The sequence below is a fragment of the Agrococcus sp. UYP10 genome, from assembly GCF_040547205.1.
GTDB classification, from domain to species: domain Bacteria; phylum Actinomycetota; class Actinomycetes; order Actinomycetales; family Microbacteriaceae; genus Agrococcus; species Agrococcus jenensis.
Window position 1 is genome coordinate 1,518,981 of sequence record NZ_JBEPPG010000001.1, and the last position, 26,160, is coordinate 1,545,140.

A 26,160-nucleotide genomic window follows, 5' to 3' on the forward strand; every position below is an offset into this window, starting at 1 on the left:
CGGGGTACGGCATGATCGAGGGGTGAGCCGCATCCGTCAGACCTCCGACCTGCTCGCCGACGGGCGGGAGATCGTCTACTTCGACGATCCCGGGACGCCGGCGCGCGAGCGCCGGGCCGACAGCCGCGCCCTCGACCCGCGCCCGCAGACGCCGACGATGCGCTTCGACGCCCTGAGCGCGGAGTGGGTCACGGTCGCGACCGCGCGCCAGGGCCGCGTGCACCTGCCGCCCGCCGAGTTCGACCCGCTCGCCCCGCAGTCGCCCACGAACCCGAGCGAGATCCCGGACGGCTACGACGTCGCCGTCTTCGAGAACCGGTCGCCGTCCTTCGGGCCGGGCACCGCAGCCGACGACCTGCCGGAGCTCGCCGTCGAGGTGCCGATCGCGCTCGGGGCCGCGCGGCCCGCGATCGGACGCTGCGAGGTCGTGTGCTTCAGCCCCGACCACGCGGGCTCCTTCGGCACCCAGTCGACGCTCCGCGCCCGCACCGTCGTCGAGGCGTGGGCGGAGCGCACGCGGGCGCTCTCCGCCGTGCCCGGGATCGCGCAGGTGTTCCCGTTCGAGAACCGCGGCGTCGAGATCGGCGTGACGCTGCACCACCCGCACGGCCAGATCTACGGCTACCCCTACGTGCCGCAGCGCATCCGCCGCATCTGCCAGTCGGTCGAGGCGTACGGGCAGGGGCTCTTCGCCGACCTGCTCGACAGCGAGGCGACCGGGCCGCGCGTGCTGATCGCGGGCGAGCACTTCACCGCGTTCGTGCCGTTCGCGGCCCGCTGGCCGGTCGAGGTGCAGCTCATGGCGCACCGGCACGTGCCCGACCTCGCCGAGACGACCGACGCCGAGCGCGACGAGCTCGCCGTGCTGACGCTGCGCATCGCGCGCGGACTCGATGCGCTCCACGACGCGCCGCTGCCCTACATCGCCGGCTGGCTGCAGGCGCCGGTCGGGCGGCACCGCGACGACGTGCGGCTCACCTGGCAGGTGACGAGCCCGCGCAGGGCCGCCGACAAGCTGAAGTTCCTCGCCGGCTCCGAGGCTGCGATGGGCGCGTGGGTCGCCGACATCAGCCCCGAGGACGGCGCCGCGCGGCTGCGCGACGCGATCGCGAAGGCCGACGAGGCCCGCCCGGTCGAGCCGCTCGCCACGACCGGAGCCGCGGATGCGTGACGCGTTCGCGGCCGCGTTCGGCGCGGAGCCCGACGGCATCTGGTCGGCACCCGGCCGCGTCAACCTGATCGGCGAGCACACCGACTACAACGGCGGCCTCGCGCTGCCGTTCGGCATCGACCGCCGCACGCGCGTCGCGGTGCGGCTGCGCGACGACGACGTCGTGCGCGTCGCGACCGACTCCGCGCAGGCGCAGGCCGACGACGGCGGCGGCATCGTCACCGCGACGCTCGCCACGGCGGGCGAGGCGACCGGATGGAGCCGCTACCTGCTGGGCGTCGTGCACGTGCTGCGCCGCGAGCGCGCCGTCGAGGGTGTCGGCTTCGACGCGCTCGTCTCGAGCGACGTGCCCGTCGGCGTCGGCGTCTCGTCGTCCGCCGCGCTCGAGTCGGCCGCGCTCGTCGCGCTCGACGAGCTCTGGGGCCTCGGCATCCCGCGCGGCGAGATGGTGCGGCTCGGCCAGCTCGTCGAGAACGAGGTGGTCGGTGCGCCGACCGGCACGCTCGACCAGTCCGCCGTGCTGCTCGCCGAGCGCGACCACGCGGTGCTGCTCGACTTCCGCGCCGACACCGCAGAGCAGGTGCCGCTCGGCTTCGAGGCGGCGGGCCTCGAGATCCTGGTGATCGACTCGCTCGTGCGCCACGACCACGCGACCGGCGGCTACGGCGAGCGGCGTCGCGAGTGCGAGGAGGCCGCGCGCATCGCGGGCGTGCCGACGCTGCGCGAGATCGCGGTCGACGACGTCGAGGCGTGGGCCGACCGCATGCCCGCGCACGTGCACCGGCGGATGCGCCACATCGTCACCGACACCGATCGTGCTGCCCGCGTCGCCGCGCTCGTGCGCGACGGCCGGCCGCGCGAGATCGGGCCCATCCTGACCGACGGGCACGTCTCGCAGCGCGACGACTTCGAGGACTCCGTGCCGGCGATCGACGCGGCCGTCGAGGCCGCGCTCGCGGCCGGCTCGCTCGGGGCCCGGCTCACCGGCGGCGGCTTCGGCGGCGCCGCCATCGCGCTCGTCGACGCGGCCGAGTCGGCGCGCATCGGCGCCGAGGTCGCGGATGCCGTCGAGGCGGCCGGCCACGCCCGTCCGGTCGCGTTCACGGTGCGGGCGTCGCAGGGCGCCCGCCGCGACCCGGACGCCTGACCCCGCCGATTCGGCGTCACGCTGGGTGCAGGCCCACCGTGGTCTTCGTGAGTTGTAGTTGACGCCCGCCGAGCGTCCAGTGACCGCCGCTCGATGGGGCCTGCACGTCGAGCTCCGACGTCGCCGTCGCATCGGCGTCCACCGGTGATGCAGTCCCCGCCTGCCCGGCCGCCACTTCGTGGAACGTGACCCCGGCGATCAGGTAGCGCGAGTCGAGACGGATGTTGAGGCGCGCAAACCAGACGTGCAGCGGGGGCGGTGGGATCGTCGCCCTGCTGTTGGCTGTAGGGGTCAGCATGCCCCAGCCGACGAATCGCGGGCGACTGTTGCTGGTTGTCGTCGGCGGCCGGAAGAACAACAGGCCGGTGTAGCAGCCCCAGAGGTCGCCGGGCTCCTGCATCCACGCGAAGTAGAGGCATCGCGTCGCCTCCGGAGTCTGTGCCGGCTCGAGGCACCAGTCGACCAGCGGTTGCACGTGCTGTGGGATATGCGGGCTCGACATGGGCTGCTCCTCGTCGCGTCGATCTCTGCGGCCGGGACGCGAGAGCGACGCCGTGCTCACAATGAGACACCGTCAGGATCTGCTGCATCACGCGTGCTGCACACATCTCCCTTCGTTGGGGACCCGGCACCGCTGCAAACCTGGCGCTATGCGCTCGATGGCGGCGCACGGGAACACCCCTGGTGCGGAACCAGCTGGCGGAGCATACTCACCGACGGGCGGCCCGACCGCACCACACAACGGCGAGGAGGCAGCGATGCCATGGGTCGATGCAAGTCAGACGGTGAAGGTGCTGGCGATCCTGGCCAGGTCGAGACCTGAGGTCTACGACGTCTTCCCTCCACACCGCCTGGCGGCGGAGCCGTCAGCCGCAGATCGCTTGGTAGTGGAGGGGATCTCGATGGCGCGCCGGGTGGCGCAGCTGGCGATCGAGGCGGACGTTCGCGGCGAGGATCCGGTGGGATGGCTGTCGCAACTGATCGATGAGTGGTGCGGGACTCCCTGGCCCGGGAAGTGGCCGCGGCCCGGTTCCGGGCCGGCTCCCGAGGAAGGACCTCATCCCGAGCCGTGGGCGCTCAATGGTGCTCGCATCGCCGGGGCTGCCGTCTTCGCATCGACCGCATGGAGGCTCGGAGATGGCCCCCTGCGGGCTGCGCTCATCGACGGCGCTGAACGGCTGGCGGAGATCGCGGTGCGCGAGTAGCGCTCGTGACCACCCCGCTCAGTCGAGCGGGCGGCCGCGGCGCTCGGGGAGCGTCCACGCCGCGATCGCGGCGACCGCGAACGCCGCGGCGAAGACGCCGAACAGCGCGATCGTGCCACCCGCGCCCAGCAGCAGCGGCACCGCGAGCGGCGCGAGGATCGACGCGATGCGGCCGAAGCCGGCGGCCGCGCCGGTGCCCGTGCCGCGCACGTCGGTCGGGTAGAGCTCCGGCCCGATCGCGTAGAGCGCGCCCCAGGCGCCGAGGTTGAAGAACGACAGCGTGCAGCCCGCGGCGATGATCATCGCCTCCGTCGAGGCGGTGCCGTACCAGGCGGCGGCGAGCGCCGATCCGACCAGGAACACCGTGAGCGTCGGCCTGCGGCCCCACTTCTCGATCAGGAACGCGGAGACCGCGTAGCCGGGCAGCTGCGCGATCGTGATGATGAGCGTGAACTCGAACGAGCGCACGAGCGAGAACCCCTGTGCGACGAGCAGCGACGGGATCCAGATGAACGCGCCGTAGTACGAGAAGTTGATGCAGAACCACACGACCCAGAGGGCGACCGTGCGGCCGCGCAGCTCGCGCGACCAGATCGAGGTGCGGGGCGCCGACGTGCCGGTCGCAGCCGCATCCGCAGCCGGGGCGCCGGCGCCGGGGCCGGCCGAAGCGGCCACCGGCACGCCCGCGGCCTCCTCGAACCCGCGCACGGTGCGCTCCGCCTCGGGCAGCCGCCCCTTGGCCTCGAGGTAGCGCACCGACTCGGGCATGCCCCAGCGCACGACGATCGAGAAGATCGCGGGCGCCATGCCGATCGCGAGCCCCCAGCGCCAGCCGTCGTCGGACGCGCCGACCACGAACGTGCCGATCACCGCTGCCGCGATCCACCCGACCGCCCAGAACGCCTCGAGCCAGACGACGACGCGGCCGCGGATGCGCTTGGGCGCGAACTCGCTGATGAGCGTCGAGGCGACCGGCAGCTCCGCCCCGAGGCCGAGCCCCACGACGAAGCGGAGCACGAGCAGCGCCGCGAGCGAGCCGACGAGCGCGGAGGCGCCGGTCGCGAGGCCGTAGACGATGAGCGTGAGCGCGAAGACGCTGCGGCGGCCGATGCGGTCGGCGAGCAGCCCGCCGACCGTCGCGCCGATCGCCATGCCGACGAAGCCGATCGACGCGATCCAGCTCGTCTCGGTCGTCGAGAGGCCCCACTGCTGCACGAGCGCCGCGATGACGAACGAGACGAGGCCGACGTCCATGGCGTCGAGCGCCCAGCCGATGCCGGCGGTGCCGAGCAGGCGGCCGTGCTTGCGCGTGAAGGGGAGGCGGTCGAGCCGCTCGGAGCGGGTCAGCTCGCCGGCAGTGGGCAGCGCGGTCATGCGGAGGCCTCTCGGGCGGCGGCGCGGATGCCACCACGATAGTGCCCGGCGCGACGCGCGGCCGCGGGCGATCGGCTACGGCCGGGCGAGGGGCGCGGTGGTGCTGCGCTCGACGAGCCGCGTCGGCAGCCGCAGGTGGCGCTCGGTCTCGCGGCCCTCGAGCAGGTCGAGCATGAGGGCGAGCGCCGAGCGGCCCATGTCGTGCAGCGGCTGCGCGATCGTCGTGAGCGGCGGGCTCGCGATCGCCGCCTCCGGGATGTCGTCGTAGCCGATGACCGACAGGTCGTGCGGCACGCGGATGCCGAACTCGGCGGCGACCTCGAGCACGGGGAGGGCGGAGCGGTCGTTCGCGGCGAAGATCGCGGTCGGTCGCACGTCGGCGGGGAGCGCGAGCAGCTCGCGCGCGGCCTGCTCGGCGAGGTCGGGGCGGTAGCCGACGACGCGCACGAGCGCGGGGTCCGGCACGACGCCCGCGGCGTCGAGCGCCTCGCGCCAGCCCGCCTCGCGCATCCGCGCCGACTCGAGGTCCTCACGGCCCCCGAGCAGCCCGATGCGGCGGTGCCCGAGCGCGAGCAGGTGCTCGGTCGCGAGCCGAGCGCCCGTGCGGTTGTCGGAGTCGACGGTGTGCGGTCCCTCCGGGCCCGAGTGCGGGTCGACCGCGACGATCGGGATGCCGAAGCTGCCGGTGATGAGCGTCGACGGCGTGACGACGATGGCGCCGTCGAAGAGGGTGCGGGCGAGTCGCGAGAGCGAGCGCCGCTCCCAGCCGACCTCGGTGACGTCGTCGCGGCGTCCGGCGTACGCGAGGAGACCGTACCCGGTGCCCGCGACGGCCTCCGAGATGCCCTTGAGGAGCTCGGTCGAGTACGACTCGAACTCCGAGACGAGCACGCCGATGTTGCCCGTGCTCTGCCCGCGCATGCTGCGCGCGACGAGCGACGTCTCGTAGCCGAGCTCGGCGATCGCGGCCTGCACGCGCGCGATCGTGCCGGGCGCGACGCCGTAGCGGCCGTTGACGACCTTCGACACCGTGGCGACCGAGACCCCGACGCTGCGCGCGACGTCCGTGATCGTGACCCGGCCATCGCCGGAGTCGCCGAAGACGTCGGATGCTGTCGTCACGTGCCGACCATAGCGGAGCCGGAGCCCGCCGACGTCGCTCGACGGCCGGGTTGCGAAAACGTTATCGAAAACGTTTGACAAGTGCTCGCGCCGGTGCCATCGTCATCAGCACGCGCACCGCGGATCAGCGATCGCAGGTGCGGGGCACACCACTCAATGACGAGGAGCACTGCCATGAAATCACGCACCGTGCTGACGCTCGCAGCCATCGCGGGGGTCACCGCCCTCGTCGGCTGCTCGGGCGCGCAAGGCGACCCTGCGGCATCCGGGGGCGAGGTGACGATGACCTTCTGGCACAACTCCACGACCGGCGACGGCAAGGCCTACTGGGAGGACCGGGTCGCTGCCTTCGAGGCGGCGAACGAGGGCGTCACCATCGAGATCCAGTCGATCCAGAACGAGGACATGGACGGCCGCCTGCAGACCGCCGTGAACTCGGGCGACATGCCCGACATCTTCATGGCGCGCGGCGGCGGCAAGCTCGCCGACATCGTCGGCGCGGGCGCCGTGCGCGACCTCACCGACCTCATCTCGGAGGACGTGTCGAGCGACTACGGCGAGGGCGTCTTCAGCGCCTTCACGGTCGAGGGCGCCATCTACGGCATGCCGGTCGCGGTGCTGCCGGGCGGCATCTTCTACAGCGAGGACCTCTTCGCCGACGCCGGCATCGACGGCACGCCCGCCACGATGTCGGAGCTGGACGACGCCGTCGGCGCGCTCGAGCAGAGCGGCGTCGAGCCGATCGCGCTCGGCGGCATGGCCGCATGGCCCGCCGCCCACTGGTACTACTTCTTCGCGCTGCGCGAGTGCAGCCAGGAGGTCATGGAGTCGATCGCCTCGACGCTCGACTTCAGCGACGCGTGCTGGCTCGCCGCGGGCGAGGACCTGGCCGAGTTCGCCGCGACCGAGCCCTTCAACGAGGGCTTCCTCACGACCGCCGCGCAGGAGGGCGCCGGCTCCTCCGCGGGCCTCATCGCCAACCACCAGGCGGGCATGGAGCTCATGGGCGGCTGGAACGTCGGTGTCATCGGCGGGCTCACGCCCGACCAGCAGCCGCTCGCCGACCTGGGCTGGTTCCCGTTCCCGGAGGTCGAGGGCGGCGCTGGCTCGCCCTCCGCGATGATGGGCGGCGTCGACGGCTACTCGTGCGCGAACGACGCGCCGACGGCGTGCGAGGCGTTCCTGAACTTCATCGCCTCGCCCGAGTCGCAGGCCGGCTACGCCGAGGCGTTCGACACCATCCCCGCCTCGTCCGAGGCGCAGACGGCCGTCGAGGACCCGGCGCTCGAGCCGCTCGTCGAGGCCTACGAGTCGGCCGACTACGTGGTCGTCTGGCTCGACACGCTGCTCGGCCAGAACATCGGCAACTCGCTCAACACGGCGGTCGTCGAGCTGCTCGCGGGCAACGGCACGCCGCAGGGCATCGTCGACGCCGTCACGACCGCAGCACAGCGAGGGTGAGCACCGCGGCGGCGTCCGTCGCGCCGGTGCGCCAGGGATCCGCGGAGCCGGAGGTCGACGCCCAGGCGTCGGCCCCGGCCCCGCGGGGCCCGCGCCGCGGGCGGACGGACTGGCGGAAGCGCGCGGAGATCCTGCTGCTCGCGGGGCCCGCGGTCGGCGTCTTCGTCTTCTTCGTCATCGTGCCGGTGCTGATGGCGGCCTTCTACGGCTTCTTCCGCTGGAACGGCTTCGGCGCCCCGACCGACTTCGTCGGGCTGCAGAACTACGTCACGATCCTCGGCGACTCGACCTTCCGCGACGCCGTCGCGCACAACCTGTTCATCGTCGTCGCCTCCCTCGCGCTGCAAGGGCCGCTCGCGGTCCTCTTCGCGCTGCTGCTCAACCAGCGCATCCGCGGCCGCTCGATCATCCGCGTGCTCATCTTCGTGCCGTACGTGATCTCGGAGGTCGTGGTCGGCACGGGCTGGAGCCTCATGCTCCAGGACCGCGGCGCCGTCAACGACCTGCTCTCGAGCGTCGGGCTCGATGCGCTGCGCAACTCCTGGATCGCCGACCCGCAGATCGCCCTCTGGACGCTCATGGTGATCATCACGTGGAAGTACATCGGCTTCGCGGTGATCCTCATGCTCGCGGGCCTGCAGTCGATCCCCGACGAGCTCTACGAGGCGGCGTCGATCGACGGCGCGTCGTTCTGGCAGATGCAGCGCAGCATCACGCTGCCGCTGCTCGGGCCGACGATCCGCATCTGGGCGTTCCTGTCGATCATCGGGTCGCTGCAGCTGTTCGACCTCGTCAACATCATCTGGGGCCAGTACGTCTCCGCGACCGCGGGGACGTCGACGATGGCGACGTACATGTACCTCAACGGCCACATGGCCGGCAGCTACGGCTACGGCAACGCCGTCGCCGTCGTGCTCTTCATCATCTCCCTCGCCATCGCGCTCGGCTACCAGCGCTTCGTGCTGCGTCGCGACACCGAGGGGGCCCTCACCGGCATGGCCGGATCCAGCACGAAGGAGCCGCGACCGTGACGACCTCGATCCTCCCCGCACGACCCGCGCTGCGGCGCCCGAACCGACGCGTCGCCGCCTGGGGCAGCCCGCTCGTCTACCTGTGCTCGATCGTGCTCATCGCGATCTGCATGGGACCGGTGCTCTACATCATCCTGGGCGGCTTCCGCACGAACTCGCAGATCACCACGAGCCCGTCCGGCTTCCCGAGCCCCTGGGTCGCCACGAACTACCTCGAGGTGCTCGCGAGCGGCAGCTTCTGGCAGACGATGGGCAACTCCGCCGTCGTCGGCGTCGCGACCGCGGTCGGCGTCGTCGCGCTCGGCCTCATGGCGAGCTTCGTGCTCGCCCGCTACGAGTTCGTCGGCAAGGGCGCCATGTACGCGCTCTTCGCCGCGGGCCTCATGTTCCCCGTCACGGTCGCGATCACGCCGCTCTACCTGCTGGTGCGCAACCTCGGCCTCACGAACACGCTCGCCGGCGTGATCCTGCCGCAGATCGCCTTCGCGCTGCCGGTCACGATCATCATCCTCGTGCCGTTCCTCCGGGCGATCCCGGTGGAGCTCGAGGAGGCGGCGGCGATCGACGGCGCGAGCCGGCTCGGCTTCTTCTTCCGGATGGTCGTGCCGCTCAGCCTGCCGGGCGTCATCACGACCGGCATCCTCGCGTTCGTCGGCTCGTGGAACGGCTACATGCTGCCGCTCTTCATCCTCAACGACCCGAACCTCTACACGCTGCCGCTCGGGGTGCAGAACTTCTCGTCGCAGTACTCCGTCGACACCGCGCGCGTGATGGCCTTCACCGCCCTCTCCACGGTGCCGGCACTCGTGTTCTTCAGCATCTTCGAGCGCCGCATCGTCGGCGGCCTGACGGGAGCGATCAAGGGATGACCACCACCGTGCACACGAGCGGCGCACCGCTCGCCGACGTCGGACGGGCGACTGCCCTTCCCGCGAGCCCGCTCGTCTCCGAGCGGGTGCGGGAGCTCCACGCCCGCATGACGCTCGAGGAGCGGCTCGCCCAGCTCGTCGGCTACTGGCTCGACCAGGGCGGCAGCGTCGTCGCCCCGATGCAGGGGGAGATGGCGAGCGCGGCGGCCGGCGCGTCGCTCGCTTCGATCACCGAGCACGGGATCGGCCACTACACCCGCGTCTACGGCACGCGACCCGTCGAGCCCGCGGCGCGCGCCGCGTGGCTCGTCGCCGAGCAGCGGCGGCTCCAGCGCGAGACGCGGCTCGGCATCCCCGCGATCGTGCACGAGGAGTGCCTCACGGGGCTCGCGGCGTGGAAGGCGGCGACCTTCCCCACGCCGCTCGCCTGGGGCGCTGCGTTCGACCCGGCGCTCGTCGAGGAGATGGGGCGCGCGATCGGCGACTCGATGCGCAGCCTCGGCATCCACCAGGGCCTCGCACCCGTGCTCGACGTCGTCCGCGACCCCCGCTGGGGCCGGGTGGACGAGTGCATCGGCGAGGACCCGTACCTCGTCGGCACCGTCGGCAGCGCCTACGTGCGCGGCCTCCAGGGCGCCGGCGTGCACGCGACGCTCAAGCACTTCGTCGGCTACAGCGCCTCGAACGCGGGCCGCAACCACGCGCCCGTCTCGGCGGGGCCGCGCGAGATCGCGGACACCTACCTGCCGCCCTTCGAGATGGCCATCCGCGACGGCGGCGCGCGCTCCGTGATGAACAGCTACACCGACGTCGACGGGATCCCCGTGGCATCCGACGAGCGGATGCTCACCGACGTGCTGCGCGGCGAGCTCGGCTTCGACGGCGTGGTGGTCTCCGACTACTTCTCGGTGGCGTTCCTCGAGGTCATGCACGGCATCGCCGCCGACCGCGGCGAGGCGGCGGCGCAGGCGCTCATCGCCGGCATCGACGTCGAGCTGCCGACGGGCGACGCGTTCCTCGGCCCGCTCGCCGCGCGCATCCGCGCCGGCGAGCTCGACGAGGCCTACGTCGATCGCGCCGTGCTGCGCGTGCTCGCGCAGAAGGAGGAGCTCGGGCTGCTCGAGCCCGATGCCTTCGCCGACGACGCGCCGGCGACGATCGACCTCGACTCGCCGCGGCACCGCGCCATCGCCCGCAGCCTCGCCGCGGAGTCGCTCGTGCTGCTCGCCAACGACGGCACGCTCCCGCTCGCGGCACCCGCGCGTGTGGCGGTCATCGGCCCCAACGCCGACCGGTCCGAGGCGCTGCAGGGCTGCTACTCCTTCGCCAACCACGTGCTCGCGCACCACCCGGGCGTCGAGCCCGGCTTCGCGATCCCCACCGTCCGCGAGGCGCTCGCGGCGGCGCTCCCCGGCAGCGCCATCGAGGCCGTCCAGGGGGTCGGCATCGAGGACGGCGACGCGCACGGCATCGCGGACGCCGCGGCCGCCGCGGCGCGCGCCGAAGTCGCGGTCGTCGTCGTCGGCGACGACGCGGGGCTCTTCGGCCGCGGCACCGTCGGGGAGGGCAACGACGTCGCCTCGCTCGAGCTGCCGGGCAGGCAGCGCGAGCTCGTGGAGGCGGTCGTCGCGACCGGCACGCCCGTCGTGCTCGTCCTCCTCACCGGCAGGCCCTACGCGGTGCCGTGGGCGCTCGAGGGCCATGCGGCACCCGCCGCCGTGCTGCAGGCGTTCTTCCCCGGGGAGGCGGGCGGCGAGGCGATCGCCGACGTGCTCACCGGTGCCGCCTCGCCGTCCGGCCGGCTCCCGGTCTCGCTGCCGCGCACCACGGGCGCCCAGCCCTACACCTACGCGCACGCGCGGCTCGGCGGGCCGTCCGACGTGACGACCGCCGACCCGACGCCGCTGCGCCCGTTCGGCTTCGGCCTCTCGTACGCGTCGTTCTCGTACACCGACCTCCAGGTCGACGCGACGGCACCGACCGACGGCGCGTTCCGCGCATCCGTCGTCGTCACGAACACGGGCGACCGCGCCGGCGACGACGTCGTGCAGCTCTACGGCCGCGACCTCGTCGGCTCGATCCCGCGGCCGCTCGTGCAGCTGCTGGGCTACGCGCGCGTCTCGCTCGCCCCCGGCACCTCGGCGCGCGTCGAGCTCACCGTGCCCGCGCGCCGCTTCTCGTTCACCGATCGGCGGATGGTGCGGGTCGTCGAGCCCGGCGAGGTCGAGGTGTGGATCGCGTCGCACGCGGCGGCCTCCGCACCGCGGTCCGACGAGGACGACCCGTCGCAGGGCGTCATCTCGAACGCGCGGCGGAGCGAGGCGATCGCGATCCCCGGCACCGCGACGGCTCGCGCGCGGCTGACGCTCACCGGGCCCGTGCACGAGGTAGGCCCCGGCGACCGGCGCATCGTCGACGTGACGATCGGCTGACGCGTGCCGGTCGCGAACCCGATCCTGCCGGGCTGCTTCCCCGACCCCTCGATCTGCCGCGTGGGGGAGTGGCACTACCTCGTCACGTCCACGTTCGAGCTGCTGCCCGGCATGCCCGTGATGCGGTCGCGCGACCTCGCGACCTGGGAGACGATCGGCCACGTGCTCGACCGGCCCGGGATGGTCGACCTGGCCGGCATCCGCTCGTCCGGCGGCATCTTCGCGCCCACGATCCGGCACGACGGCGAGCGGTTCTGGATCGTCACGACGCTCGTCGATCCCGCGGACGGCGAGCGCGGCGGCACGTTCCTGGTCACCGCCGACGACGCGGCCGGCCCGTGGAGCGAGCCGATCTGGATCGACGTGGCGGGCATCGACCCGTCGCTGCTGTTCGACGACGACGGCCGGGTGTGGATGCACGGCACGCGCCTCGTCGCCGAGCCCGAGTGGCACCACCAGACGGAGGTCTGGGTGCGCGAGCTCTCGCTCGCCGAGGGGCGGCTCGTCGGCGAGGAGCACGTCGTGTGGACCGGTGCCGTGCGCGGCGCCGTGTGGGCCGAGGGTCCGCACCTCCTGCGCATCGACGGCACGTGCTACCTGCTCGCCGCGGAGGGCGGCACGGCGTTCGAGCACGCGGTGTGCATCGCGCGGGCCGAGCACCCGACCGGCCCGTTCGTCGGCTCGCCCGCCAACCCCGTGCTCACGCACCGGCAGCTCGGGCACGGCGCCGAGGTGCAGGCGGTCGGCCACGCCGACCTGGTGCAGGCGCCCGACGGGCGCTGGTGGGCGGTGCTGCTCGGCACCCGCCCCTACGACGGCCACCGGCACCCGCTCGGCCGCGAGACCTTCCTGTGCCCCGTCGAGTGGCAGGACGGCTGGCCCGTGTTCGCGCCCGGGGAGGGGCGCGTGCCCGCCACGGTCGAGCTCGGCGTGGAGCTGACGCCTGGCGTCTGGCAGCCGGACTCGCGCTCGGCGGGCGCCGTCCTGCCCGAAGACCCGCGCTGGACGAGCGTGCGCGGCTTCGCCGCGTCGTTCGCGACGCCCGACGGCGAGGGCTGGTCGCTCCGGGCGACCGAGGACGGCCTCGGCGACCCCGGGACACCCGCCTTCCTGGGCGTGCGGCAGCAGCACCGCGAGCTCGACGTCGCCGTGCGCGTCGAGCACGTCGCTGACGGCGCCGCCGCCGGCCTCGTGATCCGCCAGTCGGAGGACGACCACGTCGCGCTGCTCGTCGAGCGGCGCGGCGCAGGCTCGCGCGTGCGCGCTGTGCACCGCCTCGCAGGCGAGGAGACGGAGGTCGGCGCCGTCGACCTGGACGCCGGCGCGGCGCTGCTCGGCGTCCGCGCGCGCGGCAGCGACTACCGGCTGCTCGTCGACGGCGACGTGGTCGCGACCGTCGACGCCCGCACGCTCGACACGGCGTCGACCGGCGGCTTCCTCGGCGTCTGGATCGGCATCGCCGCCGTCGGCGCGGCCGGTGCCGGGGCCCGCTTCGGGGCGCTCGACTACCGGCCGGCCGCGTCGCCGATCGGGTCGGCGGGTGTCGCGGCGTAGGCCGCGCGCACCTCCGGCCGCGGCTGCTCGACGACGGTCGCCGCCTCGACGGCCCAGGATGGCCGAGCGCCGGTGAGTGCCCACGCCGCCTGCACCGCGGCGCCGGCGGCGACGTACTCGCCCGGCGTCGGCACGGCGATCGGGCGGCCGAGCACGGCTGCCGCGACGCGCTGCACGGCGGGCGACTGCGCCGCGCCGCCGATGAGCAGCACGCGGCGCGGCTCCACGCCGAGCCGCTCGAGCGAGTCGAGCCCGTCGGCGAGCCCGCACACCATGCCCTCGATCGACGCGCGCGCGAACCCCTCGCGCGTGAGCGAGCGGCTCGTGATGCCGTACAGGGTCGCGGTCGCGGTCGGCAGGTTCGGCGTGCGCTCGCCCTCGAGGTAGGGCCGCAGCACGAGGCCGCCGGCGCCGGCGGGCGCGGCGAGCGCGAGCTCGCCGAGCGTCGCGTGGTCGACGCCGAGCAGGCGCGTGGCGGCGTCGAGCACGCGCGCCGCGTTGAGCGTCGCGACGAGCGGCAGCCGCAGCCCGGAGGCGTCGGCGAAGCCGGCGACGGTGCCCGTCGCATCCGGGGCGAACGCGCGCGTCACGGCCGTCACGACGCCCGAGGTGCCGAGCGAGACGATCACGTCGCCATCCGCTGCGCCGAGCCCCAGCGCGGCGCCGGCGTTGTCGCCGCAGCCGACGCCGATCGCGAGCCCCGCGGGGATGCCGGGATGCGCTGCCGTGACGCCCGCGGTCGCCCCTGCCGGCAGCACGCGCGGCAGCACCACGTCGCTCGCGTCCCGGCGGAGCGCCGCACCGAGCAGCGTGCGGTCGTGCTCCCCGTCGACCGTCGTCCACCCGGTGCCGGAGGCGTCGGAGGCGTCGGTCGTGAGCGCCGACAGCTCGGGGGCTGCGGGCCCGAAGCCCCGCAGCCGCCAGGTGAGCCAGTCGTGGGGGAGCGCGATCGCGGCGACGCGCGCCGCGAGCTCGGGGTGCGCGTCGGCGAGCCAGCGCACCTTCGCGATCGTGAACGACGCGACCGGCACGACGCCGGTGCGCCGCGCGAGCGCTTCGGCGCCGAGCTCGTCGACGAGCGCGGCGGCCGCGGCCGCGGAGCGCACGTCGTTCCACAGCAGCGCGTCGAACACGGGCTCGCCGCGGTCGTCGAGGGCCACCATGCCGTGCTGCTGCGCTCCGACCGAGATCGCGGCGACGTCGTCGAGGCCGCCGGCGTCGGCGACCGCGGCGAGCAGCGCCTCCCACCACCGCTCGGGGTCCACGGCCGTGCCGTCGGGGTGGGGTGCACGACCCGCGCGCACCGTCGCCCCGGTCTCGAGGTCGCGGACGACCACCTTGCACGACTGCGTCGAGGAGTCGACGCCCGCGACGAGGGTCATGCGCGGGTCAGCGCGCGCCGAGCAGGTGCTCGGTCGCGAGCTGCTGCAGGTGCACGAAGCCGGCGCCCTTGCCGCCGAAGTAGGCCTGGGCGTCGAAGTCCTCGAACGCGCTGCGGTCGGCGACGAGGTCGGCGATCGACTCGCCCTCAGCGAGCGTCGGGGTGCGCAGCTCGTCGACCTTCGCGGCCGAGAGCGCGGTCTGCACCTCGGGGTCGGCGCGGAACGACTGGGCGCGCTCCTTGAGCAGCAGGTAGTTGCGCATGTTCGCGGCGGCCGACGCCCACACGCCGTCGTAGTCCTCGGTGCGCGACGGCTTGTAGTCGAAGTGCCGCGGCCCGTCGTAGGCGGGGCCGCCGGTCGGCGAGCCGTGCTCGAGCAGGTCGACGAGCGAGAACGCGTTGAACAGGTCGCCGTGGCCGAAGACGAGGTCCTGGTCGAACTTGATGCCGCGCTGCCCGTTGAGGTCGATGTGGAAGAGCTTGCCGTGCTCGAGCGCCTGCGCGATGCCGGCGGTGAAGTTGAGCCCGGCCATCTGCTCGTGCCCCACCTCGGGGTTGACCCCGACGAGATCGGGCCGGTCGAGCGTCGCAATGAACGCGAGGGCGTGCCCGAGCGTCGGCAGCAGGATGTCGCCGCGCGGCTCGTTCGGCTTCGGCTCGATCGCGAAGCGCATGTCGTAGCCGCGCTCGACGACGTGCTCCGAGAGCAGGTTCACGGCCTCGCGGTAGCGGGCGAGCGCGGCCTGCACGTCCTTCGCGGAGTCGTACTCGGCGCCCTCGCGGCCGCCCCACATGACGAAGGTCTGCGCGCCGAGCTCGGCGGCGAGGTCGATGTTGCGCAGCACCTTGCGCAGGGCGAAGCGGCGGACCGAGCGGTCGTTGCTCGTGAAGCCGCCGTCCTTGAAGACGGGGTGCGAGAACAGGTTCGTCGTGACCATCGGCACGACGAGCCCGGTGTCGTCGAGCGCGCCGCGCAGCCGGTCGATCTGCTGCTGCCGCTCGGCGTCGCTCGAGCCGAAGGGGAACAGGTCGTCGTCGTGGAACGTGAGCCCCCACGCGCCGAGGCCGGCGAGGCGCTCGACGGCCTCCACGACGTCGAGGTCGGGGCGGGTCGGCGGGCCGAACGGGTCGTTGCCCGTCCACCCGACGGTCCAGAGGCCGAAGGAGAAGCGGTCGTCGGGGGTGGGATTGGTGGCCATGAGCGGTGCCTTCCATGCTTCGTCGCAGGATGCGTCGCGCCTCAGGCAAGGACCGTCAGCGTCGACGACTTAGAATGTTCTGGACGGAAACATATCAGGCGCACGAGCCGGGCGCACCCGGTGAGATCCGCCGCGCGGCCGTAGCATGCGAGCGGCCCGACTCCGAAGGAGCGACATGACGCAGGCGCACACCGGTTCGCGCGAGCTGCGCCGCGCCAACCTCTCGCGCGTGCTGCGGCTCGTGCACGAGGAGGGCGCAGCGTCGCGCGCCGCGCTCACGCGACGCACGGGCCTCAGCCGCTCGACGATCGCCGACCTCGTGGCCTCGCTCGAGGCCGCAGGGCTCGTCGTCGAGCGCGATCCGACCGGCACGGGCGGCGTCGGCAGGCCGTCGCCCGTCGTCCACGCGTCGGCCCACGTCGTGGCGATCGGCGCAGGCGTCGAGGCCGACGCGGTGACGGTCGCGGTGGTGGGCCTCGACGGCGCCGTCGCGCACCGCATCCGCCACGAGTACGCGGCCGAGCCCTCGGCGGCGGCGACCGTCGAGATCGTCGGCAGGCTCGTCGACTCGCTCGCGCCGGCGCTCTCGGGCGCCCGCGTGCTCGGCATCGGCGCCGCGGTGCCGGGGCTCGTGAGCGCCGCCGACGGGCTCGTGCGGATGGTGCCGCACGCGGGCTGGGTCGACGAGCCGATCGCGCGCCTGCTCGCCGATCGCACCGGCCTGCCCGCGTTCGCCGACAACGACGCGAACCTCGGCGCCGCGGCGGAGTCGACGTTCGGCGCCGGCCGAGGGGTCTCGAGCCTCGTGTACCTGCACGGCGGGCCCTCCGGCATCGGCTCCGGCGTGCGCCTCGGCGGCAGCGCGCCGGCGAGCGCGCACGGCTTCGCGGCCGAGCTCGGGCACACGCTCGTCGACCCGCGCGGCGAGCGCTGCCGCTGCGGCGCGACCGGTTGCCTCGAGACCGAGGTGCGCTTCGACCTGCTGCTCAGCGTGCTCGGCCGCGACCGCCTCGACCTGCCGGACGTGAGCGCGGCGCTGCGGGAGGCGGCGAGCCCAGAGGTCGACGCCTTCGTCGCCGAGCAGCTGCGGCGGCTCGCGATCGGGCTGCGGAACGCGGTCAACGCGTTCGACCCCGAGGCGGTGGTGCTCGGCGGGTTCCTCGGCGCGCTCTTCGCGGAGCAGCCCGAGACGCTGCTCGCGGCGCTCCGCGCCCAGCTCATGCCGCCCATGGCCGAGTCGCTCGTGGTGGTGCGCGGCGCGCTCGGCGAGGACCGGCTGCTCATCGGCGCCGCGCAGCTCGCGTTCCGCGGGCTCCTCGACGATCCGCTCGGCACGTGACGCGCGACGGCGCGGGCCCGAGTGCGGCTAGCGTTGCGGCATGGCACTCGACAGCGAGCACGACGGCGGGCAGCGGGTCGAGGTGACCGGCTTCGTCGCCGCGACGACCGACGCGGTGTGGGCGCTCTGGACCACGGCCGACGGCCTGCGGCAGTGGTGGTGGCCGCAGTTCGACGACACGCGCTACGAGCTCGACGCCCAGGAGGGCGGCTGGTACCGCATCCGCACGGCCGAGGGCGGCATCGGCGTGCAGGGCACGTACGTCGAGCTGCTCGAGGGGGAGCGCATCGTGCAGACGTGGGACTGGCTCGGCGGCGACGGCACCGCCGCGACGCAGCTCGTCACCGTCGAGCTCGAGGAGCTCGACGGCGGCACGCTCGTGCGGGTGACGCAGACCGGGCCCGCGGACGAGCTCGAGCAGCTCGAGCAGGGCTGGAGCGACATCCTCACGCGGCTCGAGGAGCTGCTCGACGACTGACGGCGGTCGGATGCGAAACGGTCACTTCGTGCGATGCTTGGGGCTCAGCATGCAGCGAGCGGAGGGGCGATGGCGTCCGGAGAGCGGAGGCGACCGAACATCCGCGACGTCGCGGCGGTCGCCGGGGTCAGCTATCAGACGGTCTCGCGCGCGCTGAACCGGCATCCCAACATCCGCCCCGAGACCCTCGCGCGGATCGAGGCGGCCATCGTCGAGCTCGGCTACCGGCCGAACGCCGCGGCGCGCGCGCTCGTGCGACGCAGCTCGCAGACCATCGGGCTCCTCACGCTCCCCACGACCCACTACGGGCCACAGGCGCAGCAGATCGCGATCGAGATGGCGGCACGCGACGCGGGGTACCGGATCGCGCTCACGAACGCCGCCACCGGCAGCGTCGAGGACCTCGCCGCGGGCGTCACGTTCCTGCGGGAGACGAGCGTCGACGCGCTCGTCGTCTCGGTCGCCGAGACCGCGATGCTCGAGGCGCTCGCGCAGCTCCGCGTGGAGGTGCCCTACGTCACCCTCGAGCCGACCGGCCTCGCCTCGGGGCACAGCGTCGCCATCGACCAGCGGCTCGGCGCGCGCATGGCGATCGACCACCTCGCGAGCCTCGGTCACCGTCGCATCGCCCAGCTGTGCGGGCCGAGCGGCTCGATCGACGCGACCGCGCGCACGTCCGGCACCGAGGAGCGCATCGCGGAGCTCGGCCTCGAGCTCGTCGGCACCGTCGAGGGCGACTGGACGCCGGACTCCGGCCACGCGGTCGGCGCGCGCGTGCTCGCGCTCGGGGCGACGGGGATCGTGGTCGGCAACGACCAGATGGCGCTCGGCCTCATGCACGCGTGCCGCGACGCCGGCCTCGACGTGCCGGGCGACGTGTCGATCGTCGGCTTCGACGACGTGCCGGAGGCGGCGCACTTCCCGACGCCGCTCACGACCGTGCGGCAGGAGTTCGAGGAGGTCGGCGCCGCCGCCATGCGCGTGCTGCTCGACGACCTGGCGGGCCGGGCGGGGCTCGTGCACCTGCGGATCCCGCCCGTGCTCGTGACCCGCGCCTCGGTCGCGCGCCCCGGCTGAAGACTCGCCGCCACGCCGAAGGTCACGGTTCGGCCACGGAGTGGCATGCATGTGACCGTTTCGCATACAGTGTCACCCATTGCATCGCGGCAGCCGCCGCACGAGACGACGGAGTCCCATGGGAACGAGCCGAGATGACGCGGTCGCTGCTGTGCGCGAGCAGGTCGCCGCGCTGCACGCGGAGCTCGTCCGGTACGGCCTGGTCGTCTGGACCGGCGGCAACGTCTCCGGCCGGGTGCCGGGGGAGGACCTCTTCGTCATCAAGCCGTCCGGCGTCGACTACGACGACCTGACGCCCGCGTCGATGATCCTGTGCGACCTCGACGGCGTCGTCGTCCCCGGCAGCGAGGGCTCCGAGCGATCGCCCTCGAGCGACACCGCGGCGCACGCCTACGTCTACCGGCACATGCCCGAGGTGGGCGGCGTCGTCCACACGCACTCGACCTACGCGACCGCGTGGGCCGCGCGCGGCGAGTCGATCCCGTGCCACATCACCGCGATGGCCGACGAGTTCGGCGGCGAGATCCCCGTCGGCCCGTTCGCGATCATCGGCGACGACTCGATCGGCCGCGGCATCGTCGAGACGCTCACCGGCCACCGGTCGCGCGCCGTGCTCATGCAGAACCACGGCCCCTTCACGATCGGCAGCGACGCGCGCGACGCGGTCAAGGCCGCCGTCATGTGCGAGGACGTCGCGCGCACGATGCACCTCGCACGGCAGGGCGGCGCGACGATCCCCATCGACCCGGCGGCGATCGACGCGCTCTTCGACCGCTACCAGCACGTGTACGGCCAGCAGGAGGCTTCGGCCATGGAGGAGACGCAGTGACCAGCATCATCCCCGACCCCACGACGCGGACCGTCTGGTTCCTCACCGGCAGCCAGGGGCTGTACGGCGAGGAGACGCTCGCGCAGGTCGCGGCCCAGTCGCAGGAGGTCGCGGCGCTCCTCGCGGAGGCCGACGAGATCCCCGTGACGGTCGAGTGGCGCCCGGTGCTGACCTCGCAGGACGCGATCCGCCGCGCCGCGCTCGAGGCCAACGCCGACGACTCCGTGATCGGCGTGATCGCCTGGATGCACACCTTCAGCCCGGCGAAGATGTGGATCGCCGGCCTCGAGGCGCTCGCGAAGCCGATGCTGCACCTGCACACGCAGCACAACGTGGCGCTGCCTTGGGACGAGATCGACTTCGACTTCATGAACCTGAACCAGGCGGCGCACGGCGACCGCGAGTTCGGCTACCTCGCCGCGCGCCTCGGCGTGCCGCGCACGATCGTCGTGGGCCACGCCTCGGCGCCCCGCGTCCGCGCCGAGATCGGCACCTGGTCGCGCGCCGCGCTCGGCACCGCCGCGGTGCGGTCGCTCAAGGTCGCGCGCTTCGGCGACAACATGCGCTTCGTCGCGGTCACCGAGGGCGACAAGACCGAGGCCGAGATCCGCCTCGGCACGCAGATCAACACCTGGGGCGTCAACGAGCTCGCGGATGCCGTCGCCGCGGCCGACGACGCCGCGGTCGACGCGCTCGTCGACGAGTACGTCGCGAGCTACGACGTCGCCGACGAGCTGCTCCCCGGCGGCGCGCGCCACGAGTCGCTGCGCGACGGCGCCCGCATCGAGGTGGGCCTCCGCGGCTTCCTCGAGGCAGGCGGGTTCGGCGCCTTCACCACGAGCTTCGAGGACCTCGGGTCGCTGCCGCAGCTGCCCGGGCTCGCGGTGCAGCGCCTGATGGCCGACGGCTACGGCTTCGGCGCGGAGGGCGACTGGAAGACGGCGATCCTCGTGCACGCGGCCGCGCACATGGGCGCCGGCCTGCCGGGCGGCGCGAGCCTCATGGAGGACTACACGTACCACCTGGTCGAGGGCGAGGAGGTGATCCTGGGCGCGCACATGCTCGAGGTGAGCCCGAGCCTCACGACGGCGCGCCCGCGCCTCGAGGTGCACCCGCTCGGCATCGGCGGCAAGGACGACCCGGTGCGGCTCGTCTTCACGGCCGACGCCGGCCCGGCCGTCGTCGTCGCGCTCAGCGACATGCGCGAGCGGTTCCGGATGACCGCGAACGCGGTCGAGAACGTCGCGCTGCCGCACCCGATGCCGAAGCTCCCGGTCGGGCACGCCGTGTGGCGCCCCGCGCCGGACCTGGCGACCTCCGCCACCGCCTGGCTCACCGCCGGCGCCGCCCATCACACCGTCATGTCGACGCAGGTCGGCATCGACGCCTTCCGCGAATTCGCCCGCCAGTCCGGCATCGAGTTCCTCGCCATCGACGAGACCACCACGAAGGACGGCTTCGAGCGCGAGGTGCGCTGGAACGCCGCCTACCACCGACTCGCACAGGGCCTCGGCTGACGCCCCGACCCTTGCCGCGACCGTCCCGGTCGCACCAACCCGCCGCATCGCGGCACCCCATGAAAGGAACCACAGTGAAGAAGCACCGCATCCTCGGCGCTGTCGCCGCTGCAGGCGTGATCGCGCTCGTCGCGACCGGCTGCGGCCGTGGCGGCACCGCAGAGCCGGCTGCGTCCGACGGGGCACAGGAGCCCGGCGGCACGGGCCAGATCGTCGGCGTGGCCATGCCGACGCAGCAGTCGGAGCGCTGGATCGCCGATGGCGACAACGTCCGCTCGCAGCTGGAGGAGATGGGCTACACCGTCGACCTGCAGTACGCGAACGACGACATCCCCACGCAGGTCTCGCAGATCGAGAACATGATCTCCTCGGGCGCTGAGGCCCTGATCATCGCCTCGATCGACGGCACCACCCTCACCGACGTGCTGGCGCAGGCCGGCGACGCCGGCATCCCGGTCATCGCCTACGACCGCCTCATCAACGGCAGCCCGAACGTCGACTACTACACGACGTTCGACAACTTCCAGGTGGGCGTGCAGCAGGCGACGAGCCTGCTGACCGGCCTCGGCCTGGTGGACGAGAGCGGCGAGCGCACCGACGAGGCTGGCCCGCTCAACGTCGAGCTCTTCGCCGGCAGCCCGGACGACAACAACGCCACGTTCTTCTGGGAGGGCGCGATGAGCGTACTGCAGCCCCTGATCGACGAGGGCGTGCTCGTGGTCCCCAGCGGCCAGGTCGACTTCGAGCAGGCGGCGATCCTCCGCTGGCTGCCCGAGACGGCGCAGGAGCGCATGGAGAACATCCTCACCGTCATCGGCGACACGAAGCTCGACGGCGTGCTCTCGCCCTACGACGGCCTCTCGATCGGCATCATCTCGGCGCTCACGTCGGGTGGCTACTCGACCGACGCCCTGCCGGTCATCACCGGTCAGGACGCTGAGGTCGGCTCGGTGCAGTCGATCATCGCCGGCGAGCAGTACTCGACGATCTTCAAGGACACGCGACTGCTCGCTGAGCAGGCCGTGACCATGGTCGACTCGATCCTGCACGGCGACGAGCCGGAGGTCAACGACACGGAGACCTACGACAACGGCGACCACATCGTGCCGTCGTACCTGCTCGAGTCGACCATCGTGACGGTCGACAACTACGAGGAAGTGCTCATCGACTCGGAGTACTACACCGAGGACGAGCTCTCCTGACGGTCCGGGGCGGGGGCGCGAGCCCCCGCCCCGCACCATCACCCATCGGCATCGGAACGGAAGGAGGGGCGCTGTGACGGCGATCCTCGAGATGCGCGGCATCACCAAGGAGTTCCCGGGCGTCAAGGCCCTCTCCGACGTCAACCTCACCGTCGAGCGCGGTGAGGTCCACGCGATCTGCGGCGAGAACGGCGCGGGCAAGTCGACGCTCATGAAGGTGCTGTCGGGCGTGTACCCGCACGGCACCTACGACGGCGAGATCGTGTTCGAGGCGGAGCCGGTGCAGTTCCGGTCGATCAGCGACTCGGAGCACAAGGGCATCGTGATCATCCACCAGGAGCTCGCGCTCAGCCCCCACCTGTCGCTCGCCGAGAACATCTTCCTCGGCAACGAGCGGGTCGGCCGCGGCGGCCTCATCGACTGGCACGCGACGAACACCGAGGCCCAGAAGCTGCTCGCGCGCGTCGGCCTGGGCGACAACCCGGCCGTGCGCGCCAACGAGGTCGGCGTCGGCAAGCAGCAGCTCGTCGAGATCGCGAAGGCGCTCTCCAAGGACGTGAAGCTGCTGATCCTCGACGAGCCCACCGCGGCGCTCAACGACGAGGACTCCGCCCACCTGCTCGACCTCATCCGCCACCTGCAGCAGCAGGGCATCACGTCGATCATCATCAGCCACAAGCTGAACGAGATCAAGGCGATCGCCGACAAGGTCACGGTCATCCGCGACGGCCGGACGATCGAGACGCTCGTGACCCACGACGTGACCGAGGACCGCATCATCAAGGGCATGGTGGGCCGCGACCTCGAGTCGCGCTACCCCGACCGGGACGTGACGATCGGCGACGAGGTCTTCCGCATCGAGGACTGGCGGGTGCACCACCCGACCGAGGCCAACCGCGTGATGATCCACGACGCGAACCTGTCCGTGCGCGCCGGCGAGGTCGTCGGCATCGCCGGCCTCATGGGCGCGGGCCGCACCGAGCTCGCGATGAGCGTCTTCGGGCGCTCCTACGGCTCGCACATCACCGGCACCGCCTACCTGCACGGCAAGCCGATCGACGTGCGCACCGTGCCGGCCGCCATCCGCGCCGGCCTCGCGTACGCGACCGAGGACCGCAAGATGTACGGCCTCAACCTCATCGAGGACATCAAGCGCAACATCTCCGCCGCCGCCCTCGACAAGCTCGTGAAGCGCGTGCTCGTCGACGGGGAGCAGGAGATCATCGTCGCCGAGGGCTACCGCAAGAGCATGCGCATCAAGACGCCGACCGTGAACGCGGTCGTCGGCAAGCTCTCGGGCGGCAACCAGCAGAAGGTCGTGCTGTCGAAGTGGCTCTTCACCGACCCGGAGGTGCTCATCCTCGACGAGCCCACCCGCGGCATCGACGTGGGCGCCAAGTACGAGATCTACACGATCATCAACCAGCTCGCCGCCGCCGGGAAGGCGGTGATCGTCATCTCGTCCGAGCTCCCCGAGCTGCTCGGCATCTGCGACCGCATCTACACGCTGTCGGAGGGCCGCATGACGGGTGAGTTCCCGATCGCCCAGGCGACGCCAGAGGCGCTCATGCAGCGCATGACCCAGGAGAAGGAGGCGGACCATGTCCTCGCCCAATGACACGTCGACCCAGGGCACGTCGACCGGCGGCTCGCCGGCACAGGGCGGCGCCGGCCGGCGTGCGCCCCGCGGCGACGCGGGCCGCGACCTGAGCCCCTCGCCGCTGCGCACCGCAGGCTCGTTCCTGCTCTCGCGCGTGCAGCAGATCGGCATCTTCATCGCCCTCGTGGTGATCGTGCTGCTGTTCCAGGGCCTCACCGGCGGCCGCCTGCTCACCGCGGGCAACGTCGCCAACATCATCGTCCAGAACAGCTACATCCTGATCCTCGCGATCGGCATGGTGATGATCATCATCGCCGGGCACATCGACCTCTCGGTCGGCTCGGTCGCCGCCTTCGTGGGCGCCGCGACCGGCGTGATGGTCGTGCAGTGGGGATGGCCGTGGTGGCTCGCCATCGTCGTCGGCATCGTGCTCGGCGCGGTCGTCGGCGCCTGGCAGGGCTTCTGGGTGGCGGTGGTGGGGATACCGGCGTTCATCGTGACGCTCGCGGGCATGCTCATCTTCCGCGGCCTCACGCAGATCACCCTGTCGAACACGCAGATCACCCCGTTCCCGGCCGAGTACCGGCAGCTCGGCGGCGGCTACCTGTTCCCGCAGCTCTTCCCGGCATCGACGAGCCCGGCGGAGTGGATCACGGTCGGCCTCGGCCTGCTGACGCTCGTGCTGTTCGTCGGCTCGCAGCTGCGCGGTCGCGGCAAGCGCGTCAAGCTCGGCGTCGAGGGCGAGCCGGCGTGGTGGTTCTGGACCCGCACCGGCTTCGGCGCGCTGCTGATCGTGCTGCTGACCTACCTGCTCGGCATCGCCGAGGGTTCGCGCGGCACGCCGATCGTGCTCATCGTGCTCGGCGCGCTCATCGTGGCCTACTCGGTCGTGATGCAGCGCACCCGCTTCGGCCGCCACATCTACGCGGTCGGTGGCAACCGGCACGCGGCCGACCTGTCGGGCATCCGCTCGAAGCGCATCGACTTCATGCTGTTCGTGAACATGGGCATGCTGGCGGCGCTCGCGGGCATCGTGTTCACCGGTCGCCTGAACTCCGCAGGCCCCGGCGCCGGCAACCTGTTCGAGCTCGACGCGATCGCCGCGGCGTTCATCGGCGGCGCGGCCGTCCAGGGCGGCATCGGCACCGTGGTCGGCGCGATCACCGGTGGTCTCATCATGGGTGTGCTCAACAACGGCATGTCGCTCATGGGCGTCTCGACCGACTACCAGCAGTTCATCAAGGGCATGGTCCTGCTGCTGGCCGTCGCGTTCGACGTCTACAACAAGCGGCGCGCGCGCTCGCTCGGCTGACGAGCGGCACTGCGGCGGCCCCGGGCGGATGCCCGGGGCCGTCGTCGTGCGTGGGGCTTGCGGCTCACGCGACGCGCTCATACACTTCACCACATGGTGAAGTCATCGGTCGACGGGGTCGCGCACGCGATCGCGTCCGCGCCGCGGCGGCTGCTCGTCGGCCGGCTCGCGGAGGGCCCGGCGACGATGAGCGAGCTCGCGGCCGTCATCGGCGTGACGCTGCCGGCGATCGACAAGCACGTGCGCGTGCTCGAGGCGGCGGGGCTCGCGCGCAAGCGCAGGGCCGGCCGGCACGCGATCGTCACGCTCGAGCCGGGCGGGCTCGACCTGCTCGCCGACTGGGCGACGGGCGTGCGCGCGATGTGGCGCGCGCAGCTGGCCGACTTCGCCGCCCACGTTGAGTCGCAGCCCGCGGCCGCAGACCAGGAGGAGCAGCCATGACCGAGACGCAGATCGAGCTGACGCAGCAGGTGGCGGCGCCGCGCGAGACCGCATGGGCCGCGTGGACCGACCCCGAGCGCATCGCGCGATGGTGGTGGCATCGCATCCCCGGCACGACGATCGCGGCGGATGCGCGGGTCGGCGGCGCCTACCGGTTCGAGAGCGTCGACGCCGGCTTCGGCGTCACGGGGGAGTACCTCGAGGTCGAGCCGCTCGAGCTGCTCGTCTTCACGTGGCGCTGGATCAACGACGGCGTCGAGGGCGAGGCGCTCGACACCGTGACGGTCCGGTTCGCGGATGCGGCGGGGGGCACCGCCGTGACCGTCGTGCACGAGACGGATGCGGCGGGGGCCGCGGACTACGAGCTCGGCTGGCGCGACACGCTCGCCGAGCTGCCGCAGTCGGCCTGATCGCCGCTC

At 72.9% G+C, this 26,160-nt stretch carries 23 protein-coding genes; 18 read left to right on the forward strand and 5 right to left on the reverse strand.

Translation table 11 applies throughout. From position 1 onward, the window contains the following. Positions 1-22 precede the first annotated feature (22 nt). The gene (gene galT, locus ABIB37_RS07595; RefSeq protein ID WP_354258773.1) at positions 23-1,171 is read left to right on the forward strand and encodes a galactose-1-phosphate uridylyltransferase; all 1,149 of its coding nucleotides are present in this window, start codon (positions 23-25) and stop codon (positions 1,169-1,171) included. Continuing rightward, positions 1,164-2,318, forward strand: a complete 1,155-nt coding sequence (gene galK / locus ABIB37_RS07600) for a galactokinase (protein WP_354258776.1) — start codon at positions 1,164-1,166, stop codon at positions 2,316-2,318. The genes galT and galK overlap by 8 nt, the downstream gene beginning before the upstream one ends. 16 nt (positions 2,319-2,334) lie before the next feature. On the opposite strand, the gene ABIB37_RS07605 is transcribed toward galK, so the two are convergent. Next, complete coding sequence (locus ABIB37_RS07605; RefSeq protein ID WP_354258779.1) at positions 2,335-2,820, reverse strand: hypothetical protein; 486 nt, start codon at positions 2,818-2,820, stop codon at positions 2,335-2,337. Positions 2,821-3,076: 256 nt separating this feature from the next. On the opposite strand from ABIB37_RS07605, the gene ABIB37_RS07610 reads away from it, so the two are divergent. Further along, entirely contained in the window at positions 3,077-3,523 is a 447-nt protein-coding gene (locus ABIB37_RS07610) for a hypothetical protein (protein ID WP_354258782.1), read from the forward strand. A gap of 18 nt (positions 3,524-3,541) precedes the next feature. On the opposite strand, the gene ABIB37_RS07615 is transcribed toward ABIB37_RS07610, so the two are convergent. After that, positions 3,542-4,897, reverse strand: coding sequence for an MFS transporter (locus ABIB37_RS07615; RefSeq protein ID WP_354258785.1), 1,356 nt, complete (start codon positions 4,895-4,897; stop codon positions 3,542-3,544). Between the two features lie 75 nt (positions 4,898-4,972). Further along, complete coding sequence (locus ABIB37_RS07620) at positions 4,973-6,019, reverse strand: LacI family DNA-binding transcriptional regulator (RefSeq protein ID WP_354258787.1); 1,047 nt, start codon at positions 6,017-6,019, stop codon at positions 4,973-4,975. A gap of 174 nt (positions 6,020-6,193) precedes the next feature. On the opposite strand from ABIB37_RS07620, the gene ABIB37_RS07625 reads away from it, so the two are divergent. Genes ABIB37_RS07625 through ABIB37_RS07645 form a run of 5 tightly spaced genes read left to right on the forward strand, consistent with a single transcriptional unit; the run spans position 6,194 to position 13,366 of the window. Next, the gene (locus tag ABIB37_RS07625) at positions 6,194-7,480 is read left to right on the forward strand and encodes an ABC transporter substrate-binding protein (RefSeq protein WP_354258790.1); all 1,287 of its coding nucleotides are present in this window, start codon (positions 6,194-6,196) and stop codon (positions 7,478-7,480) included. Continuing rightward, complete coding sequence (locus ABIB37_RS07630; RefSeq protein ID WP_123696183.1) at positions 7,477-8,511, forward strand: carbohydrate ABC transporter permease; 1,035 nt, start codon at positions 7,477-7,479, stop codon at positions 8,509-8,511. Before ABIB37_RS07625 ends, ABIB37_RS07630 begins: the two co-directional genes overlap by 4 nt. Continuing rightward, positions 8,508-9,380 carry a carbohydrate ABC transporter permease gene (locus ABIB37_RS07635; RefSeq protein ID WP_502914039.1) on the forward strand — a complete coding sequence of 291 codons (873 nt, stop codon included), beginning with the start codon at positions 8,508-8,510 and terminating at the stop codon, positions 9,378-9,380. Before ABIB37_RS07630 ends, ABIB37_RS07635 begins: the two co-directional genes overlap by 4 nt. Continuing rightward, entirely contained in the window at positions 9,377-11,812 is a 2,436-nt protein-coding gene (locus ABIB37_RS07640; protein ID WP_354258793.1) for a beta-xylosidase/alpha-l-arabinosidase, read from the forward strand. Before ABIB37_RS07635 ends, ABIB37_RS07640 begins: the two co-directional genes overlap by 4 nt. Positions 11,813-11,815: 3 nt before the next feature. After that, entirely contained in the window at positions 11,816-13,366 is a 1,551-nt protein-coding gene (locus tag ABIB37_RS07645; RefSeq protein WP_354258796.1) for a glycoside hydrolase family 43 protein, read from the forward strand. Here the strand turns inward: ABIB37_RS07645 and ABIB37_RS07650 are convergent. Then, the gene (locus ABIB37_RS07650; RefSeq protein WP_354258799.1) at positions 13,318-14,748 is read right to left on the reverse strand and encodes an FGGY family carbohydrate kinase; all 1,431 of its coding nucleotides are present in this window, start codon (positions 14,746-14,748) and stop codon (positions 13,318-13,320) included. The two genes, ABIB37_RS07645 and ABIB37_RS07650, sit on opposite strands and share 49 nt — an antisense overlap. Positions 14,749-14,755: 7 nt before the next feature. Further along, positions 14,756-15,946: a xylose isomerase gene (gene xylA, locus ABIB37_RS07655; protein ID WP_354258802.1), complete on the reverse strand. Its 1,191-nt coding sequence runs from the start codon at positions 15,944-15,946 to the stop codon at positions 14,756-14,758. A 175-nt stretch (positions 15,947-16,121) separates the two neighbouring features. On the opposite strand from xylA, the gene ABIB37_RS07660 reads away from it, so the two are divergent. The 10 genes from ABIB37_RS07660 (at position 16,122) to ABIB37_RS07705 (ending at position 26,151) form a co-directional block, all read left to right on the forward strand. Further along, positions 16,122-17,285 (forward strand): ROK family protein, encoded by a 1,164-nt coding sequence (locus tag ABIB37_RS07660; protein WP_354258805.1) that lies wholly within the window; start codon positions 16,122-16,124, stop codon positions 17,283-17,285. Between the two features lie 40 nt (positions 17,286-17,325). After that, entirely contained in the window at positions 17,326-17,763 is a 438-nt protein-coding gene (locus ABIB37_RS07665; protein ID WP_354258808.1) for an SRPBCC family protein, read from the forward strand. 69 nt (positions 17,764-17,832) lie between these two features. Beyond that, positions 17,833-18,840 (forward strand): LacI family DNA-binding transcriptional regulator, encoded by a 1,008-nt coding sequence (locus ABIB37_RS07670; protein ID WP_354258811.1) that lies wholly within the window; start codon positions 17,833-17,835, stop codon positions 18,838-18,840. A 118-nt stretch (positions 18,841-18,958) separates the two neighbouring features. After that, complete coding sequence (locus ABIB37_RS07675) at positions 18,959-19,669, forward strand: L-ribulose-5-phosphate 4-epimerase (protein ID WP_354258814.1); 711 nt, start codon at positions 18,959-18,961, stop codon at positions 19,667-19,669. Beyond that, entirely contained in the window at positions 19,666-21,186 is a 1,521-nt protein-coding gene (gene araA / locus ABIB37_RS07680; protein ID WP_354258816.1) for an L-arabinose isomerase, read from the forward strand. The genes ABIB37_RS07675 and araA overlap by 4 nt, the downstream gene beginning before the upstream one ends. 74 nt (positions 21,187-21,260) lie before the next feature. Next, complete coding sequence (gene chvE / locus ABIB37_RS07685; protein ID WP_354258819.1) at positions 21,261-22,388, forward strand: multiple monosaccharide ABC transporter substrate-binding protein; 1,128 nt, start codon at positions 21,261-21,263, stop codon at positions 22,386-22,388. Between the two features lie 91 nt (positions 22,389-22,479). Beyond that, positions 22,480-24,006: a multiple monosaccharide ABC transporter ATP-binding protein gene (gene mmsA / locus ABIB37_RS07690; protein WP_354261566.1), complete on the forward strand. Its 1,527-nt coding sequence runs from the start codon at positions 22,480-22,482 to the stop codon at positions 24,004-24,006. Further along, positions 23,990-25,300 carry a multiple monosaccharide ABC transporter permease gene (gene mmsB, locus ABIB37_RS07695; protein WP_354258821.1) on the forward strand — a complete coding sequence of 437 codons (1,311 nt, stop codon included), beginning with the start codon at positions 23,990-23,992 and terminating at the stop codon, positions 25,298-25,300. The genes mmsA and mmsB overlap by 17 nt, the downstream gene beginning before the upstream one ends. Positions 25,301-25,393: 93 nt before the next feature. After that, positions 25,394-25,741, forward strand: coding sequence for an ArsR/SmtB family transcription factor (locus ABIB37_RS07700; protein ID WP_354258823.1), 348 nt, complete (start codon positions 25,394-25,396; stop codon positions 25,739-25,741). Continuing rightward, positions 25,738-26,151, forward strand: coding sequence for an SRPBCC family protein (locus ABIB37_RS07705; RefSeq protein ID WP_354258825.1), 414 nt, complete (start codon positions 25,738-25,740; stop codon positions 26,149-26,151). Before ABIB37_RS07700 ends, ABIB37_RS07705 begins: the two co-directional genes overlap by 4 nt. Positions 26,152-26,160 lie beyond the last annotated feature (9 nt).

Coding starts and splice junctions, on each gene's coding strand:
- ABIB37_RS07640 (WP_354258793.1), top strand. CDS start 9,377: ATGACCACCACCGTGCACACGAGCGGCGCACCGCTCGCCGACGTCGGA.
- ABIB37_RS07675 (WP_354258814.1), top strand. CDS start 18,959: ATGGGAACGAGCCGAGATGACGCGGTCGCTGCTGTGCGCGAGCAGGTC.
- ABIB37_RS07700 (WP_354258823.1), top strand. CDS start 25,394: ATGGTGAAGTCATCGGTCGACGGGGTCGCGCACGCGATCGCGTCCGCG.
- galK (WP_354258776.1), top strand. CDS start 1,164: ATGCGTGACGCGTTCGCGGCCGCGTTCGGCGCGGAGCCCGACGGCATC.
- mmsB (WP_354258821.1), top strand. CDS start 23,990: ATGTCCTCGCCCAATGACACGTCGACCCAGGGCACGTCGACCGGCGGC.
- ABIB37_RS07625 (WP_354258790.1), top strand. CDS start 6,194: ATGAAATCACGCACCGTGCTGACGCTCGCAGCCATCGCGGGGGTCACC.
- ABIB37_RS07605 (WP_354258779.1), bottom strand. CDS start 2,820: ATGTCGAGCCCGCATATCCCACAGCACGTGCAACCGCTGGTCGACTGG.
- ABIB37_RS07660 (WP_354258805.1), top strand. CDS start 16,122: ATGACGCAGGCGCACACCGGTTCGCGCGAGCTGCGCCGCGCCAACCTC.
- ABIB37_RS07665 (WP_354258808.1), top strand. CDS start 17,326: ATGGCACTCGACAGCGAGCACGACGGCGGGCAGCGGGTCGAGGTGACC.
- mmsA (WP_354261566.1), top strand. CDS start 22,480: ATGCGCGGCATCACCAAGGAGTTCCCGGGCGTCAAGGCCCTCTCCGAC.
- xylA (WP_354258802.1), bottom strand. CDS start 15,946: ATGGCCACCAATCCCACCCCCGACGACCGCTTCTCCTTCGGCCTCTGG.
- ABIB37_RS07650 (WP_354258799.1), bottom strand. CDS start 14,748: ATGACCCTCGTCGCGGGCGTCGACTCCTCGACGCAGTCGTGCAAGGTG.
- ABIB37_RS07615 (WP_354258785.1), bottom strand. CDS start 4,897: ATGACCGCGCTGCCCACTGCCGGCGAGCTGACCCGCTCCGAGCGGCTC.
- ABIB37_RS07705 (WP_354258825.1), top strand. CDS start 25,738: ATGACCGAGACGCAGATCGAGCTGACGCAGCAGGTGGCGGCGCCGCGC.
- ABIB37_RS07610 (WP_354258782.1), top strand. CDS start 3,077: ATGCCATGGGTCGATGCAAGTCAGACGGTGAAGGTGCTGGCGATCCTG.
- ABIB37_RS07670 (WP_354258811.1), top strand. CDS start 17,833: ATGGCGTCCGGAGAGCGGAGGCGACCGAACATCCGCGACGTCGCGGCG.